A 15406-nucleotide genomic window follows, 5' to 3' on the forward strand; every position below is an offset into this window, starting at 1 on the left:
GTGGTTCTCCTTCCGAGATGATGCATGTCAGACTGAAATATTGAGATGGCCCATCCGTGCGGGCCTGACCGTGGCGGGGGTGACGGCGCTCTCCTCGGCCTGAAGAGACGGTTCCTGCCGGGCTGGAGCAGGCACATCATCTCCCGAGCGGGAGCGCTGTTCCTGGGAGCTGCCGCCTTCCCCTCCAGAGAAAAAGGCACCGGCCTGCTGCCCTGAAGACTGATGCCCCCCCTGCCACTGATGCTGCGGCATGTTCTGCTCCTGGCCTCCGGCCATATGGCCGGCATCGGCAGGCAGGACATCAATCTTCATCAGGCTGGCATGAAGGCCTGCCTCATCCAGCTCTCTGGCCAGAACATGATGTGTTTTCTGAAGGGCCTCGGTCGTGCCATCATCCTGCCCCTGCAAGGAAAGGGCCGACAGACCTGCTGCGGAGCGGTCCAGCTGCACATGAACCGGCGTTGAATCCGCTGTCATGACGGTCATGGTCAGCGTCCCAGCCTGCCCGGCAGTCGCCCGCCCTGCCAGCACACCAGCTGCAGAACCACCTGTCTGAAGGGCAGAAAGACCTGTTTCTGCAGCGGCCTGCCGTGCTTCATGCGATGTCACGCCCGCTGTCACGCCACGGGTTTCCGGCTGGATGATGTGCCCCTCGGAGGATGTCACAAGGCCAGCGAAGGACGACAGGCTGCCCTGCACCTCCTGCCCGCCATCCCCACCAGAGCCTCCCGTCACCCCGGCACTCTCATGCCCGGGCATGTCCTGCCCCTCACCGGAAGCGCCCTGGTCGCCATGACCAGCAGAAAACGCCTCCGATTCTCCAGACGAAGCCTTCACCATAAGGCTGAACAGACTGTCTGTTGTCTGGCCCTCAGGCCCGCTGCGCAAATCCCCCTGCCGGGAGGCAGTCACCGTGTTTCCTGCCATGGAAGACGGACCGGACAGGACACCCGCCATGCCGGACTGGAAATTCATCGCCTGCACAGCCGACAGTGCCCTGTCTTTCGGGCCCTGTGTGGCGGCATTCACCATTGTGGGAACCTGTGTGGACTGCCGGGCCAGCAGGGCTGCATCCATCATCCGTCCGGCGGCAGCATGACGGGACGACACGTCATCACGCACCCCGGTATCCTGCCCATGAGAAGACGCCGTATCACCGGACCTGCTGACGAGGCGCATCAGATCCGATGTCGAAACCATGGCAGAACTTCCAGCAGTACCCGCCGCAGCAGAAGCCTGGGAAAGATGCTCCATGGATGAGAAAGAGGAAATGGCTGTGGCACTGGCCGTAGCATGAGCTGACGCCATGGAAGCCTCACCACCAGCCGGAACCGTACCCAGCCCCGCAAGCGCTGCCACTCCGGCATCACTCCGCCCGCCGGTCATCTGCCCAAGGCTGGAAGACGGCATGGCCGTGGCCGTCCCACCACCCGCCGGGCCAGACTGGGGCTGTCCCGCTTCCATCGTGACCATAGACACCTGAGGGGACGCCATGAGCGCTGCCAGAGACAGACTCTGCGTGGCCAGCCCCTCTGGCGCTACCCCATCATGGGACGACTGATCCCCTGTCATCTGCCGGTCAGCATGAGGCGCTGCCTTTGCGGATGTATCGGCCTTCTGCGACCCGTCCGCTCCGTCCCCCCTGTCGGCGGGAGAAGAAGCCGTCTGATCATCGTGAGCCCCGGCGGCCGGAGCAGATGACCTGCCCTGCGACCTGTCTCCACGATCTGTCCCATCCGTCCCGCCTGTATGAGGGGCGGCCGCCTTGGGCTGGTCCTGATCAGAAGGCGGCACATCCGCCCCGTCATGATCGGACGGTGTCTGCCCTGCCAGAACTCCGGCAAAGCCTTTCCCGCCCGATGAAGAGCGCACGGCGCCCCTCCCAGCGGACATGGCCGCCGAAGACCGGCTGCCACCAGCAGAAGGCAGGGGAAGGCTGGAGAGTGAAGGACGGGGCATTACCATGGCGTTCTCACATTCATTCAGGCAGCATCATGTCTGTCAGGTCAGCTCACTCAACATGCTGTCGACTTCTGCAAAGCCGGGCATGAATTCTTCCGGGATGTCCTTGCGGCCAATCTCGATGCACACCTGCGGCGGCTGCCCCTGCAGGTACGCCACCAGCACGGTGCGGATCGTTTCATAATAACGATTGTCCATCTTCACGATGGCCTGCATCCGCGAGGCCAGCGGCCCGACCACACCATAGGCCAGCAGCACCCCGAGAAAGGTTCCCACAAGGGCACCGGCAATCATTTCCCCCAGCACGGCAGGCGGCTTGCTGATGGCAGCCATGGTCTTCACCACACCCAGCACGGCCGCCACAATGCCAAGAGCAGGCAGGGCATCGGAAATGCCGGAAAGTGATTCGGCAACGTGAAGATCCTCATGCAGGTTCTTCTTCAGCTCCCTGCCCATGATCTCGTCCAGCTGGTGGCTTTCATCCAGATTCATGCTGATGAGCCGCAGGTAGTCGCAGATCATGTCACGGGTCTTCTCATCCTGCTTGATGCGTGGAGACGTGGCAAAAATGCTGCTTTCCTGCGGCTCTTCAAAATCGTTTTCCAGAGAGGCGATGCCTTTCATGTTGGCCTGCCGCAGCAGGCGGTACATGAGGGCCAGAAGGTCCATGTAGCTCTGCTGACTGTGCCGGGGACCTTTCACGACCAGCATCAGGTAGCCGAAAACCGACTTCAGCGCTGCCATGCTGTTGCTCATGACAAACACGCCCACGGCAGCCCCCAGGATGGTCAGCAGCTCAAACGGCATGGATGCCAGAAGTGGAGCCAGTGCCCCGCCCGAAGCCGCAAAGGAACCAAACACGCAGAGCAACGCAAAAATCAGCCCACCGATATACAGCATCCTATTGTTCCCCTCTCAAAACGGCTCTGACATCATGATCCATCATCTCTTCCTGCCTGTTCATCGTGCTGCCCCCTGCGGCGGGGCCTGCTGTGTACCGGCCTGAAAGGATGCCGGCAGCGGATGCAGACGATGGATGAGCAGAACAATCCGCCGGTTCTCCGGTGCCTCCGGGTGGGCGGGGTTAGCCAGACTGCGGTCCGCACGCCCTTCCACGCTCCTGATCCGCCGGTCTGGATAACCCGCCCGGACCAGAAGCTCCCTCACACGGTCGGCCCGCATCTCGGAGAGTGTCCAGTTGGACAGGCCATGTGGATTGACCTGCCGCAGATGGTACGGAACACCATCCGTCTCCCCGATGATGGAGATATCTTCCGGCAGGCTGCCAAGCCAGGAACCGATCTGCCCGAGCAGGGCCATGCCTTCCCTGTTGGGCATGGTCTCGCCATTGTCGAACATCGGCCTGTGGGCCGTATCCTGCACCTCGATGCGGATTTCATCCGCCCCCATCCTGAAGCCGAGATTATCCTTCAGCTCATTCAGTCCGGCCTGATGGGCCAGGCTGGCCTTCAGCCCTTCCACGGTCTGACGGAGATGGGCATCCTCCTGGGCGGCCTGATGCAGACCTGCCGCCACGCCTTCCGTACCAGCTTCATGGCTGCTCTCATGGTCGGCAGAAGCCCCGGTGGACTGGGCGGCAGAGGCTGGTCCCCCGGCACTGCCATCAGCAGCGGCATTGCCCTGGCCAACCTGGCCAACATTCTCTGCCGCCCCACTCTTCGGCCCTCCGAGAGGAATGATCTCGGGACGGCCGACACTGGCTTCATCCTCATCCGGACGGTCCGCCATACCGGGCGGAAGGATGCTGACGCCACTGGCGGTCAGGATACCCTCACTTGCCCGGCCGCCTCTTGAGCCCTGATCCTCTGGGTGAGTCTCCGAGGAATCCGGCTTCGGCGGCGGCTCATGATCGGAATTGTGCACCGTACGCAGGGAGGAAGGTGCCGAAAGGGGCGAGGTTTCCAGCAGCGCCTGGTCTGATGTCGCCTTGCCCGTCCTGTCCGCCATCGGATTGAAGAACAGGGCAATGCCACGCTTCTGCTCATCCGTGGTGATGTTCAGCAGCCACATGAGCAGGAAGAATGCCATCATGGCTGTCATGAAGTCGGCATAAGCGACCTTCCAGGCACCGCCATGATGCCCTGCCTCCACAACCTCTTCCCGCTTGATGATGATGGGTCGGGCATTCTTCCGGTCAGCCATGGCAGCACCACCACGCCCCCGGGCCACCCATCACCGGCAGGCCACCAACGGTCCTGGCCATCATCAACGGCCCCTGTTATGGGCGATGCCCACACGTACGGACGGCATGCCGGAGAAAGACGCCGTGCCGGTGTGGGTCAACTCAATGGACGTATCCAGCCAGACCTCTCCACCAATCTCCCGCCAGCGTTTGCAGAACGTGTAATCTTCACTGAGATAGGTACCGCTCTCGGTATCCACGCTGCCCTCGAACAGGGCAAACCGTCGGCCATCCTCACCCTCGGGGGCATCAATGCGCCTGTATTCCAGCTCGGGATAGGCCTTGATCATGCGGCTGACCGCATGACGGCTGATCATCATGAATCCCGTCCCGGCATAGGCGGTCTGCAACAGCGGGCCACGTTCATAGGTCTCATGCATGGCCGCCGTCTCGCCCACATAACGCAAAGAGGCTGTCTGCTGGCGTTCCCCGGCAAGAATGTTGTGTTTTGTTTCTTCGTCCCAGAACCGCTCACGCAGTGGGTACATCCCGGCCACCACATCTTTCCCTGTTTCAAACAGACGTGTCGGGGCATTGGCGGGGAAGCTGATGTCAGCATCGACAAAAAGGATGTGCGAACAGTCTGACCGGAAATAGAAATTGGAAAGCAGTGTATTGCGTGCCCGTGTCACGAGGGCATCATCACCGACATGCATGACCGTCATGGGGATGCTCTGACCGCTGGAGGCATAACCGATGACGGACAGCATGTAGCCTGTCGTCACCATCCCGCCAAAGCAGGGCGTCGCCAGCATGATCTTGCCTGAAGGCGTGGTCCCCATCTGCATCGTTGCGATTCCCTCCATGAAGTATGCCCATGCGAAAAGGACATGAAAAAAATAAGTTTAATCATGGAAATACCGCAGCGAATTGTTGAGTCTCAAGGATTTTATAAGGAATAATATTAAATGATTGCCAAAACCACGCCCATGTAATCCTGATGGAACCAGATGGAAGCCTTTTCGTCATGGGAAGGAAATGTTCTGTTTACAGTTCCAGCTCTTCCAACATCTTCTGATGCTGCGCCCGTTCATCAAGAGCCACCTGTTCCTGCTGTCGCAGCCTGTCTGCCTGCTCCAGCCTGTCCTGCCGCAGCAGGCCATCCGTCGCCTCCTGTGCACGCACGCAGTCCATCACCCGGCCACGGGCTGCAGTACTTACCGCCCTGGCATTGTCCAGCGCCTGTTCCAGACGGTCCATCTCTTCCTGTGCGATGGGCAGCCAGTACCGGTATCCGTTCCACAGGGTCAGGTCCTGCGCTTCTTCCTCCCGGGCCTGACTGACAAGAATCCGGTTCTCCTGCATCTGGGCCTTCAGCTCGCTTATGCTGTTCTCAAGGCGTTTTTCCTCGGCCAGACAGTGGGCCAGCTCTGTACGGGCCAAAGTCGTGTTACGCTTCTGGAGGGTAAGCAGAGATGTCAGGGCCTTGAGCCGTGCCGGTTTCATGACGTTCCCTCCTCACACGTCAGGCGGGGTGCGCTTCTACACGCTCACCCTGTGAGAGAAGCTCCCGCAGACCGGCAAAAGAGTCCTCAAGGGAGACACGCTCCGTCTTTTTCTGGATGAGGAATTCTTCCAGCTGCGGGCCAAGCTGTACAGCCAGATCGGCTTCCGGATCATTCCCAGCCTTGTAGGCGCCCAGCCGGACAAGGTCCCGCACCTCATCCCACTGGGCCAGAAGACGCCGTGCCCGGACTGTCAGCTCATTTTCACTCTCGCTGTTGCAACCCGGTACGGAACGGGACAATGACCGCAGAACGTTGATGGCCGGATACCGGCCCGATTCAGCAATGGAGCGTTCCAGCACCACATGACCATCAAGAATCCCCCGTACCGTGTCCGTCACCGGTTCGTTCTGGTCATCCCCTTCCACGAGAACGGAGAAGAAAGCCGTCATCTGGCCTGCCTGGCCCTGTTCATCCAATGCACCGGGGCCAGCACGCTCCAGCAGGCGAGGCAGAGTTGCAAACACGCTGGGCGGATAACCACGGGTAGCAGGCACCTCTCCGGCTGAAAGACCTATCTCCCGCAGGGCCTGACAGAAGCGGGTCACACTGTCCATCAACAGCAGGACGGACTTGCCCTGATTGCGGAAATGCTCCGCCACGGCCATGGCGCTATAGGCAGCCTCCCGCCGCATGAGGGCGGAACTGTCCGAAGTAGCGACAACAAGCACGGACTTGGCCAACCCCTCCGGCCCCAGGTCATCCTCCATGAACTCCCGGACTTCCCGGCCCCGTTCCCCCACGAGAGAAATGACCGTGACATCGCAGGCCGTCTCCCGGGCCAGCATCCCCATGAGCGTGGATTTGCCCACACCGGAGCCCGCAAAAAGCCCCAGGCGCTGCCCCTGCCGACAGGTCGTGAAAAGGTTCAGGGCCTTGATTCCCAGATCAATCCTTGCCCCCAGCCGGGCCCGTCCGGCGGCTTCCGGCGGGCGAGCATGACGCTGCTGCCGGGCTGCCGATGGCAGAAGAGGCCCTCTACCGTCCAGCGGCTGCCCCATCGGGTCCACAACACGGCCAATCCATGATTCATTGACCGCCAGCCCGCCAGACAGACCCTGCCGCCCCTGGCCGTGAAGTTCATGAAAGACCGGACAGCCGGCTCCGATTCCTTCTATGGATTCGTAGGTCATCGCCAGTGCCTGACCATGGCGGAAGGCAATGATTTCCGCCAGAATGTCCCGGCCATCCAGCGTCCTGATGCGTATCTGGTCCCCTACGGCCGTAAAGGATGCCAGACCATCCACCGTCACGCACAAGCCAGAGACATCCACCACATGCCCGGTCAGCTCCCCTATGGGGGCATCCTCCGCAGCGGGGCGGATGGTCCCTGTCAGGGTCTCCATGAGATCCTTCTGCCGGGCAAGCTGGACGGAGAGCATCACATGGCGTTCCCGCACGGCCCGGCACTGGATTTCAATATCCGGCAGGGTGAGGGCTCCGGGCATCAGAAGAGACCGGAGGACGAAGTCCCGCCATCACCGCTACCCCCAAACAGAGCGAGGATGCCGTCTCCACCATCATCCCCACCAAAAAGATCGATCATGCTGGCCGGCTTGTCATCACTGTTATAGCTGGGGTGAATCTGCAACTGCGTCAGGTACCGTTCGGCATAGCGCTGGACATTCTCCGGCTGAGAGAAGGTCTTCATGTCAACCTTGTTGCTGATGATGCGCTTCTGCTGGTCGAAATCCAGCGCCCCGAACTGGTCCGGATCATACCCGCTGACAACCTCTGCCACACGCAGCAGGGTCGGGTCCGCCATGAGGTCATCCACCGTCTTGATCTTGCCGGACTGCATCCTCCGGGTGAAATAGAGCGCATCCCCCACGCCATTCTTCTGCTGGGCATCGCTTGTCTCATACTGGCGCTGCTCGTAGGCACTCACCGTCGATGCCATCATGTCTGAAGTAAAAGGCGTTGCACTGGCCGTGCCATGCCCCGCCCCCATGCTGGCGAAGGCATCAGCAAAGGCCAGCCAGCTGGCATTCCGGGAGGTCTGGGCCAGAGAAGAGGAGGAGGTGGGGTCCTGCGTCAGCAGGGCCTTTTCCACAGCCTGCTGCCCGCTGAGGGAACTGAGATTGTAGGCCTTCAGCACCACCTGATTGGCAGAGTAGTTGCTCATGAGCTGCTTGGCCGTGGTGATGGATGGTGCCTTGTCCTGGAAGTCCGACACCATGCGTTTGGCCGTATTGTCGCCCTTCACGCTGTCAGCTGCTGTCTGGACCTCATTTTTCTGGGCCATAAGAAACTGTGCCACGGGTGAAATGCCACCAAGCCCCATAAGCCGCCTCCTCCATAAAACCATAAGGCTGGCACGACATCTGCCAGCATCTGGCCTCACATTAAAACACGAATGATTAATGCAAGGCTAAAATGATCATGTTTTAACCATAACAGATATGGCATGACCTGGAAACATGCCATATCTTCGCAACACGACATGAAACAGGCCTGTCATGACAAGAAGGATATTCATGAAACATTACGTCATCAGCCTCGCCCGAACACCAGACCGGCTTGAGAGGTTCCGGCGGGTCAACCGGCATGGCCCTGACATCACTCATGCGCCCGGCATTGATGGCAAAACGCTGGACAAACAGGATGCCATACAGGCCGGCCTTCTGGCACAGGACTGCCACTTCACGGCCGGAGCCATTGGCTCGGGGCTGACCCATGTTGCCCTGTGGGGAACAGTCGCCCAGAGCGGAGAGCCTGCCAACATCTTTGAAGATGACGCTTTTCTCTGCCAGAATTTTGAACAGAAGAGCCAGCAGATCATCCAGCAGCTGCCGGAAGACTGGGAGATCATCCTGTGGGGACAGAATTCGGATGCCCCTCTCCATTATGAGGTTCTGCCGGGGCAGACAGACTGTTTCGCCTATTTCAACCAGGATGATGTTCGCTGCGGCATTGAGGAATTCCGGCACCAGACGGTCGAGACACTTCCTTTCCGCCTGAAGCAGGCCTTTGGCATCTGTGGTTACGCCCTGTCTCCCCGTGGGGCCGTCTCCCTCATGAAACGCTGCCTGCCCATGACCACGCTGCCCATCAATTACCCTTCACTGGGCAACAGGACCCTGATGAGCACCAGTGTCGACCATCTCATGAACCGCCATTATGCCGACATGAAGGCCTATTGCTGTGTGCCGCCCCTGGTTCTGACGGACAATCAGACAGCCAAAAGCCTGAACCGGGAGTGACAACCATGGCCCTGACCATCCCCTCACCCTCTGCCATGGCGAGACATGCCTGCACGGCCCTGCTCGGCCTGGCTCTGGCTGGCTGCGTACGACCGGCCGCCCCCTATCTGGAGAAAGGCAGCCTGCTCAGCCATGCCGGATTTGTCGCCCACCCAGCCAACACGACCGCCCGTTTTGCCCTCATGAACAGCCTGCCACCTGGTAGCCTGACCTACCGCATGGCCCCGAGCGGGCAGCGCATCTACCTCTATGCTGACCCACTGGCCTGTGGCTGTGTGTATATGGGGGATGAAACCGCCTATGGCACCCTTCAGGCCCACATGCAGGCCATCATGCAGCGCAAACACGCCCATCATCCACCGCAGGACCCGCCCCTGCCCGCCATGACGGCTGAAAATTACCGGGATACAACCTCATGGGACTGGACCGTCTGGAGCCCGGCCGCAGACCCGGACAACAACCAGCCACGCCACATGATCGGCGGATACTGGTAAAAGAGACGCAACGGGCCTTTGGCCCGTTGCTCAGGCCCGGTCATTCAGTGAAAGTGACCCGCAGGACGTATCAGATCCCACCTCGCCCGTCCGGCCATAGCCATGACGGTTGGCCTCCACCGCACTTTCAATGAGCAGCTTCATCACGGCCTCCTGCGTGACAAGAGCCTGCTGCAACAGCTCCCCATTCTGGGCAGCAATTTCAGTAAAACGCCTCTGCACCTGCCGAAAGGCAGGAGAAAGATTCTCCACCCGTACATCATGCTTCCGTGCCCTGGCCACAAGGGCTGTCAGCTCTTCCATGGTCGCTGTCTTTTCAGGCAGAAGTGCTGCAGCAGCTGACACGTCATTATCCTGAAGAAAGCGGTTTTCCTGCGCCATGATGTCCGCGGCCCGGGCAAAACTGCCCATCAGATGGGGCAGGAAAGAGCCGTCCAGTTCATCCTCGTCCCGTCTGGAAAAATGCCCGGCAAGCCGACGTGCGGCTTTGCCAAGCCTCTGCAATGTCACGGTCTGTATCCTCCTGTCCTGTTGCTGGGATGTATGCTGCTGGCCTGGGCGGCCTGCTCCTGCATGGCCTTCATCCGGCCATAAACCTGATGGGCAATCCCTATCCCCCCGCTACGGGCAACCTCCTTGCCCAGTTCCAGCACCTGCATGGAGCGGAACTGCTTCTCGGCATTGCCTCCCCCAAAGGGCGCTGCGGAATTGTCCACCGTATCGAACATGGGCTGAAGCATTTCTCCCAGCGCCATGGCCTCAAAATCCCGGGCCGTTTTACGGACCCTGTTTTCATCCTGCGGAGACATGGGATGGCTCCGGTCTGCCTGCTTTCCGGCAGACGGGGCCGCCACATGCGCAGACGCCGCATGTGAGACTGACGAAATACTCATGAACCGGTATTTTCTCCTGTAAACGACAGACAGTCAGACTGGATTCATCCCTGCGATCAGCGCACTTCCAGCTCAGCCTGCAAGGCACCGTCCGCCTTGATGGCCTGGAGAATACTGATCATGTCTCTGGGGCCAACCCCAAGGGCATTCAGGCCCGTTACAAGATTGGCCAGGGAGGGGCCATCAGAAAGAATGCCCATCCTGTGTTCACGATCGGTCGTGGCATTGATCTGCGTCCTGGGCACGACAGCAGTCTGCCCTGCACCAAAGGCGTTGGGCTGGACAACTTCAGGGCTGTTGGTCACCTGCACGGTCAGGTTCCCCTGGGCAATAGCCACCGTGGTGATACGGACATTATCCCCGATGACGATGGTCCCAGCGGCTTCATCCACGATGACCTTGGCCATCGTGTCCGGCGTGACGGTCAGATCCCCGATCTCATACAGGGCCTCGGAGACGTTGCGCCCGGCCAGGTTGACGGCCACCGTCCTGGGATCATCCACCCGAGCTGTCCCCCGGCCCATGTGCCGGTTGATGACATCGGCAATGCGAACCGCCGTCGTGTAATTCGAATTCTTGAGAGACAGATGGATCACCCCACCAGCCCCCAGCAGAACGGGCACTTCCCGCTCCACCACGGCACCATTGGCGATGTGCCCACTGGTTGGCACATTACGGGTGGCGACGGCCCCCGGCCCTCTGGCCGTGAAGGCGTTCGTCACCAGCGACCCCTGCGCCACGGCATAAACCTCACCATCTGCAGCCTGAAGAGGCGTCACGATCAGCGTACCGCCTGTCAGGCTCTGGGCATCACCCACGGCAGAAACCGTTACGTCAATCCGGCTGCCACCATGCGAGAACGGCGGCAGACTGGCTGTCACCATGACAGCGGCCGTGTTGTGTGTCTGCAGCTGGATGGCCTTGTCCCGGATATTGACACCAAGACGGTTGAGCATGCCGACCAGGGTTTCACGGGTAAAAAGCGTATTGGTCAGCCGGTCCCCGGTGCCGTTCAGACCGACAACAAGCCCATAACCGACGAGCTGGTTGTCCCGGATTCCTTCATAATCCACAATATCCTTGATACGGACCGCAGAGGCATGGGCTGAGCCACCCGAAAACATGCCAGACAGCACGCATCCGAAGATCGCCAGCATCATACAGCGACAGGCAGGCCGAATCCCATCCAGACTTCGGGACAGCCAGGCGCAACAGCTCTTCAAAAACATCAAGCATAGTCTCCTACGCTCCAACTTAACCTTATATATGGATTATACAAGGAAAATTATTTAATGGTATTCCTTGGTTACCCTGAAAGTCCGTCAAAAGAAAGCCTTGAGAGACCCATGACCTCCATCTTTCAGCATGACAAACCCGGGCGCTGGCTCCACCTCGCCCTCTGGCGGGTCCCGGGGCTTCTTCTGGGCATGTTCCTGACCCCGCCTGCCATGGCCCAGATTTCACTCCCCCCCATGGACCCCACCCAGTCCCGCCTCTGCCGCACTGCCACGGAGCAGGTAGAACGGGCCCTGCGACTGCCGGATGGTTTCCTTTCGGCCATCAGCCGGGTGGAAACAGGCCGCCCGGATGGCAATGGCACCCTCACCCCATGGCCATGGAGCATCAATGTTGCCGGGACAGGTCACTATTATGCCTCACGCCAGGAAGCGGTAGAGGCTGTAAAAGCCTTCCAGCAGCGGGGCATACAGTCCATTGATGTCGGCTGCCTTCAGGTCAATCTCCTCCACCATCCAACAGCCTTCCCCTCTCTGGATACAGCCTTCGACCCCTACAGCAATGCCCGCTATGCTGGCCTGTTTCTCCAGAAAATGAAGGACCAGACCGGCAGCTGGCCACGGGCCGCTGCTGCTTATCATTCACAGACAGGCACCCTGGGCACGACCTACCTGCAACAGGTTCTCCAGCAATGGGCCACACCGCTGGACACTCCTCTGCCACACCCCCCTCTTTCCACATCGCCACATCCCGCTGTGGCGGCTGTCATGACGGGCGATCATTCTGGCGCTGGTCAGAACCACCCGGTGCAGACGACCAGGCCGTACCGGCCCTTCGTCATCAGGCCGGCATCAGCCTCCCCATCAGGGACCGGCATAACCCACGCCACTACAGGGCCCGCCAGTTTTCTGGCCGCTCTCCGCCATCAGGAAACAACACGCCCCCTACCCCCTGTGGCGCAGCCTGCTGCTGCGGCCACACCGGGACAGGCTCCCTCACAGGGGCATCGTCCTTTCCGTCCCTTCCGGGGTTATTTCCGCCCTGCCATGCCACCACCACCGCACCAGCGAATGAAAAGCTCACAGAATGGCCGGAGTCTTGCCGCCTACCGGGCCATGCCTGTCCACGCTGCCAGCAATGTCCCTTACGCCACGGCCTACTGACCATTCCGACAGGAGTGGCCCTCAGCGCCTGATATGACCAAGCAGCTCCACCATCACCTGTGACAGGCTGGCAAAGCCCTCCTGAAGCTGTGCCACCTGCCGGGACAGCTGCCCAAGCTGGGAACGCCCCAGATGATTCCCCTGGATGAAACCGGCCTGCATCTGTCTCAGGCGGTCTCCCCCCTGCATGGCCTTCCGGATGATGCCGTTCTTGTAGGCCAGCTCGTAATCATAGGTCACCTCATGCTGGCTGGCATCATTGGCGTCACCAGTCGCAAGACGGTGATGGTATGAACAAAGGCACTCTTCCAGAATCCCGACCTCACCCGCCATCATGACACGCAGGAAGAGATCGTGGTCCTCGACGTAATCCAGCCGCGTTTCCACTCCACCCGCCACCGCCAGGGCCGTCCGGCGGAACAGGAAGGTGATCGGCATGATGACATACATGTGGGAGAGATACAGGCCGTAATCCACCAGCGAGCCACTCTTGCGGCCAAACTGGTCCGTTTTCCTGTCCGTGATGATCCGTCCATCCTCGATACGTTCATACACGTCATAATTGCTGGTCGTGACACCAGCATAGAAACCCGTCCCGTCCCGCTCCAGAAAGGCGACCGTCTCGGCCAGGAAAGAAGGCTCCAGCGTGTCATCATCATCATGGATGAGAATATAAGGCTCGCCGGACACGGCCAAGGCAAGGGCCAGTGCCTTGCTGCGTCCGACAGACCGGGGCAGGTCCACGCAGGAAAGGCGCTCCCCCCATGATGGGCCACACTCTGCAACGCAGGCCCGCAGGGCGGCCATGTCTCCCCCGTCATTGATGATATGGATACGGAAGTCCTGAAAGCTCTGCGCCCTCAGTGTTTCCAGAGCCCGACGCAGAAAAACGGGACGGTTTTTCGTGCGCAGCAGGATGGCTACCTTATAAGATGACATGGCTCAGCCCTCCGCAATCCGCCGTCTCAGGGAGACGGCCACGTCCTTCAGAACAGGGGCAAGAGACAGCTCCTGCGCCCGGAAAATATGCATGGTCGGGTACCACGGGGTGCGGTCACCTTCATCACCCCACCGCCAGCAGGCATCCCATCGACTGACCAGCCAGACTTCCCGGCCCAGTGCCCCAGCCAGATGCAGCGGGGCCGTATCAACGGAAATGACAAGGTCCAGACTTTCCATCAGGGCAGCCGTATCCGCCATGTCCTGCACGTGTCCCATCAGATCATGCACGACCGCTCCCTGCCCCTCCACTGGCTCCAGCTCTCCCCGCCGGTCACCATACTGAAGGCTGAACAGATCAGCCTCCACCGGCCCGAGGGCCTCCATCATCTCCGCAAAACTGCTGGAACGCCGCCTGTCTGCAGCCACATCCTGTGCGCTGGACCGAGAATCCCCTGCCCAGACGAGCCCTACACGCAGGCGCCGCCCGGCGGGGCTGTGCCCCCCTGCCCGGCCACCCTGTGCCACGGCCTGCTCCACAAGTCGGGCAAAATGCTCCCGCCGCCGCACCGGAACTTCCAGATAGGGACTGAAAGCCGGAATATCAGCCACGTGCCTGAGATGACAGAGATAGGGAAGGTCCGGTATCGGGCAGGAAAAATCATACTCTGCCACACGCTCCGGATGGTCCAGAAGCTCCGTGATAAGGCAAACCTGCACCATGGGGTAGCTTTCCCTCAGCAGCCGGGCCAACGATGGCAGAACGGCCAGCGTGACCCGCCCTGCCCGGCGGACGATCTCCGGCAGGAAGCGAATGAACTGGATCGTATCGCCAAGCCCCTGCTCCTGATAGAAAAGAAGGTGGCGCCCTTCCAGCGGAACATCGTTCGTCAGTCTGGGCAGGTCCTGATAGAACCAGCAGTTCAGGCTCGGAATACGGGGCACACGCCTTACATAGCGGGCAAAGCCCTCCTCATACTCACCGGCTTTCAACAGGGCGATGGCATAACCGAAGGAAACAGCCTCATGCCGGGAGGACAGCTCCATTCCCCGGCGATAATAGGCCAGGGCATCCCGGGAGCGGTTCAGCCGTCCCAGAGCGCAACCCATGTTGTTGTACAGCGAGACGGAGGGCGGTCCATCCGCAAGCCAGGCCAACAGCACCTGCTCAGCCTGATCCGCCAGCCCCGCCTCCAGCAGGGCCATTGAAAGATGCTCCCCGACAAGCACCCGATGTTCTGGCAGAGTCCGGGCAACATCCATGAAGAGGGCCATGGCCTCTTCCCGTTCGCCCGCCACCATGAGCGCCCCTGCCAGAAAAATCTTCACCTCGCCCCGCATGGAGGCCATGGCGGGTTCCGCCTCCGGCATCAAAAGCAGAGCCTTGCGGAAGACGGCAATCACCACCTCATGCCGGGGGGTGAAACGGACAAGAAAAAGGCCCGCCGCAAGAATGAGCGCCACATCCTGCGTCCCCTGGGCAATCTGTATGGCCAGACTGACAGCCTGGTCTCCCTCACCACGGGCAACAAGCTGCTGGCAGCAGGCTGTCACTTCCTGCGGGGTCAGTGCACTCTGACCAGCCTCATGACTGCCATCTTCCACCCTGCCATGCTGCTCTGCTCCTGCCATCATGCTGCCTTTCTTCATGCCTTGAACCATCAATGACCTGACAGGTCATGTTCATGGCAAAACAACATGTCCCCATAAACCTTGATGGGCAAGACTTTAATGGCTAAATTGCAAACTCATAGATAACAGGCCTTAATAAACCTTGTTGCCACCTTCCCTACCCGTCACCCAAGCCG

General features: G+C 60.3%; 15 protein-coding genes. 3 read left to right on the forward strand and 12 right to left on the reverse strand.

What is annotated here, in order from left to right:
* Positions 1–27 precede the first annotated feature (27 nt).
* The 7 genes from ASO19_RS01595 to ASO19_RS01625 form a co-directional block, all read right to left on the reverse strand.
* Positions 28–1965 carry a hypothetical protein gene (locus ASO19_RS01595; RefSeq protein WP_146046899.1) on the reverse strand — a complete coding sequence of 646 codons (1938 nt, stop codon included), beginning with the start codon at positions 1963–1965 and terminating at the stop codon, positions 28–30.
* A 36-nt stretch (positions 1966–2001) separates the two neighbouring features.
* On the reverse strand, positions 2002–2862 hold the full coding sequence (motA, locus tag ASO19_RS01600; RefSeq protein WP_043558177.1) for a flagellar motor stator protein MotA: 861 nt from the start codon (positions 2860–2862) through the stop codon (positions 2002–2004).
* Positions 2863–2922: 60 nt separating this feature from the next.
* Complete coding sequence (locus ASO19_RS01605) at positions 2923–4125, reverse strand: flagellar motor protein MotB (RefSeq protein ID WP_143539865.1); 1203 nt, start codon at positions 4123–4125, stop codon at positions 2923–2925.
* Between the two features lie 63 nt (positions 4126–4188).
* The gene (locus tag ASO19_RS01610) at positions 4189–4971 is read right to left on the reverse strand and encodes a glycosyltransferase family protein (protein WP_227449683.1); all 783 of its coding nucleotides are present in this window, start codon (positions 4969–4971) and stop codon (positions 4189–4191) included.
* A 181-nt stretch (positions 4972–5152) separates the two neighbouring features.
* The gene (locus ASO19_RS01615; protein WP_043558171.1) at positions 5153–5611 is read right to left on the reverse strand and encodes a hypothetical protein; all 459 of its coding nucleotides are present in this window, start codon (positions 5609–5611) and stop codon (positions 5153–5155) included.
* A gap of 19 nt (positions 5612–5630) precedes the next feature.
* Positions 5631–7016 (reverse strand): flagellar protein export ATPase FliI, encoded by a 1386-nt coding sequence (fliI, locus tag ASO19_RS01620; protein WP_103765287.1) that lies wholly within the window; start codon positions 7014–7016, stop codon positions 5631–5633.
* Positions 7017–7117: 101 nt separating this feature from the next.
* The gene (locus tag ASO19_RS01625) at positions 7118–7930 is read right to left on the reverse strand and encodes a DUF1217 domain-containing protein (protein ID WP_227449684.1); all 813 of its coding nucleotides are present in this window, start codon (positions 7928–7930) and stop codon (positions 7118–7120) included.
* A 217-nt stretch (positions 7931–8147) separates the two neighbouring features.
* On the opposite strand from ASO19_RS01625, the gene ASO19_RS01630 reads away from it, so the two are divergent.
* Positions 8148–8873 carry a glycosyltransferase family 25 protein gene (locus ASO19_RS01630; protein ID WP_043558168.1) on the forward strand — a complete coding sequence of 242 codons (726 nt, stop codon included), beginning with the start codon at positions 8148–8150 and terminating at the stop codon, positions 8871–8873.
* Between the two features lie 5 nt (positions 8874–8878).
* Positions 8879–9367: a hypothetical protein gene (locus ASO19_RS01635; protein WP_086431294.1), complete on the forward strand. Its 489-nt coding sequence runs from the start codon at positions 8879–8881 to the stop codon at positions 9365–9367.
* A 30-nt stretch (positions 9368–9397) separates the two neighbouring features.
* Here ASO19_RS01635 and ASO19_RS01640 read toward each other — a convergent pair whose 3' ends face one another.
* The 3 genes from ASO19_RS01640 to ASO19_RS01650 are packed head-to-tail and all read right to left on the reverse strand — an operon-like array spanning position 9398 to position 11420.
* Positions 9398–9877: a hypothetical protein gene (locus ASO19_RS01640; RefSeq protein WP_143539866.1), complete on the reverse strand. Its 480-nt coding sequence runs from the start codon at positions 9875–9877 to the stop codon at positions 9398–9400.
* Positions 9874–10260 carry a rod-binding protein gene (locus ASO19_RS01645; RefSeq protein ID WP_081562786.1) on the reverse strand — a complete coding sequence of 129 codons (387 nt, stop codon included), beginning with the start codon at positions 10258–10260 and terminating at the stop codon, positions 9874–9876. Before ASO19_RS01645 ends, ASO19_RS01640 begins: the two co-directional genes overlap by 4 nt.
* Before the next feature lie 56 nt (positions 10261–10316).
* The gene (locus ASO19_RS01650) at positions 10317–11420 is read right to left on the reverse strand and encodes a flagellar basal body P-ring protein FlgI (protein WP_052348903.1); all 1104 of its coding nucleotides are present in this window, start codon (positions 11418–11420) and stop codon (positions 10317–10319) included.
* Positions 11421–11606: 186 nt separating this feature from the next.
* Here ASO19_RS01650 and ASO19_RS01655 point away from each other — a divergent pair, with 186 nt between their 5' ends.
* Positions 11607–12659, forward strand: a complete 1053-nt coding sequence (locus ASO19_RS01655) for a transglycosylase SLT domain-containing protein (RefSeq protein ID WP_103765246.1) — start codon at positions 11607–11609, stop codon at positions 12657–12659.
* A gap of 21 nt (positions 12660–12680) precedes the next feature.
* On the opposite strand, the gene ASO19_RS01660 is transcribed toward ASO19_RS01655, so the two are convergent.
* Entirely contained in the window at positions 12681–13598 is a 918-nt protein-coding gene (locus ASO19_RS01660; protein ID WP_103765247.1) for a glycosyltransferase family 2 protein, read from the reverse strand.
* A 3-nt stretch (positions 13599–13601) separates the two neighbouring features.
* Entirely contained in the window at positions 13602–15233 is a 1632-nt protein-coding gene (locus ASO19_RS01665) for a tetratricopeptide repeat protein (protein WP_181005178.1), read from the reverse strand.
* Between the last annotated feature and the right edge of the window lie 173 nt (positions 15234–15406).

It is taken from the genome of Parasaccharibacter apium, assembly GCF_002917995.1.
In the GTDB taxonomy this organism is placed as follows: domain Bacteria; phylum Pseudomonadota; class Alphaproteobacteria; order Acetobacterales; family Acetobacteraceae; genus Bombella; species Bombella apis.

Excerpts from the sequence above, each read along its gene's own strand:
- ASO19_RS01660 (WP_103765247.1), bottom strand. The coding sequence starts at position 13,598 with ATGTCATCTTATAAGGTAGCCATCCTGCTGCGCACGAAAAACCGTCCC.
- ASO19_RS01595 (WP_146046899.1), bottom strand. The coding sequence starts at position 1,965 with ATGGTAATGCCCCGTCCTTCACTCTCCAGCCTTCCCCTGCCTTCTGCT.
- motA (WP_043558177.1), bottom strand. The coding sequence starts at position 2,862 with ATGCTGTATATCGGTGGGCTGATTTTTGCGTTGCTCTGCGTGTTTGGT.
- ASO19_RS01645 (WP_081562786.1), bottom strand. The coding sequence starts at position 10,260 with ATGAGTATTTCGTCAGTCTCACATGCGGCGTCTGCGCATGTGGCGGCC.
- fliI (WP_103765287.1), bottom strand. The coding sequence starts at position 7,016 with ATGGAGACCCTGACAGGGACCATCCGCCCCGCTGCGGAGGATGCCCCC.
- ASO19_RS01635 (WP_086431294.1), top strand. The coding sequence starts at position 8,879 with ATGGCCCTGACCATCCCCTCACCCTCTGCCATGGCGAGACATGCCTGC.
- ASO19_RS01605 (WP_143539865.1), bottom strand. The coding sequence starts at position 4,125 with ATGGCTGACCGGAAGAATGCCCGACCCATCATCATCAAGCGGGAAGAG.
- ASO19_RS01615 (WP_043558171.1), bottom strand. The coding sequence starts at position 5,611 with ATGAAACCGGCACGGCTCAAGGCCCTGACATCTCTGCTTACCCTCCAG.
- ASO19_RS01650 (WP_052348903.1), bottom strand. The coding sequence starts at position 11,420 with ATGATGCTGGCGATCTTCGGATGCGTGCTGTCTGGCATGTTTTCGGGT.
- ASO19_RS01655 (WP_103765246.1), top strand. The coding sequence starts at position 11,607 with ATGACCTCCATCTTTCAGCATGACAAACCCGGGCGCTGGCTCCACCTC.
- ASO19_RS01630 (WP_043558168.1), top strand. The coding sequence starts at position 8,148 with ATGAAACATTACGTCATCAGCCTCGCCCGAACACCAGACCGGCTTGAG.
- ASO19_RS01665 (WP_181005178.1), bottom strand. The coding sequence starts at position 15,233 with ATGATGGCAGGAGCAGAGCAGCATGGCAGGGTGGAAGATGGCAGTCAT.
- ASO19_RS01610 (WP_227449683.1), bottom strand. The coding sequence starts at position 4,971 with ATGGAGGGAATCGCAACGATGCAGATGGGGACCACGCCTTCAGGCAAG.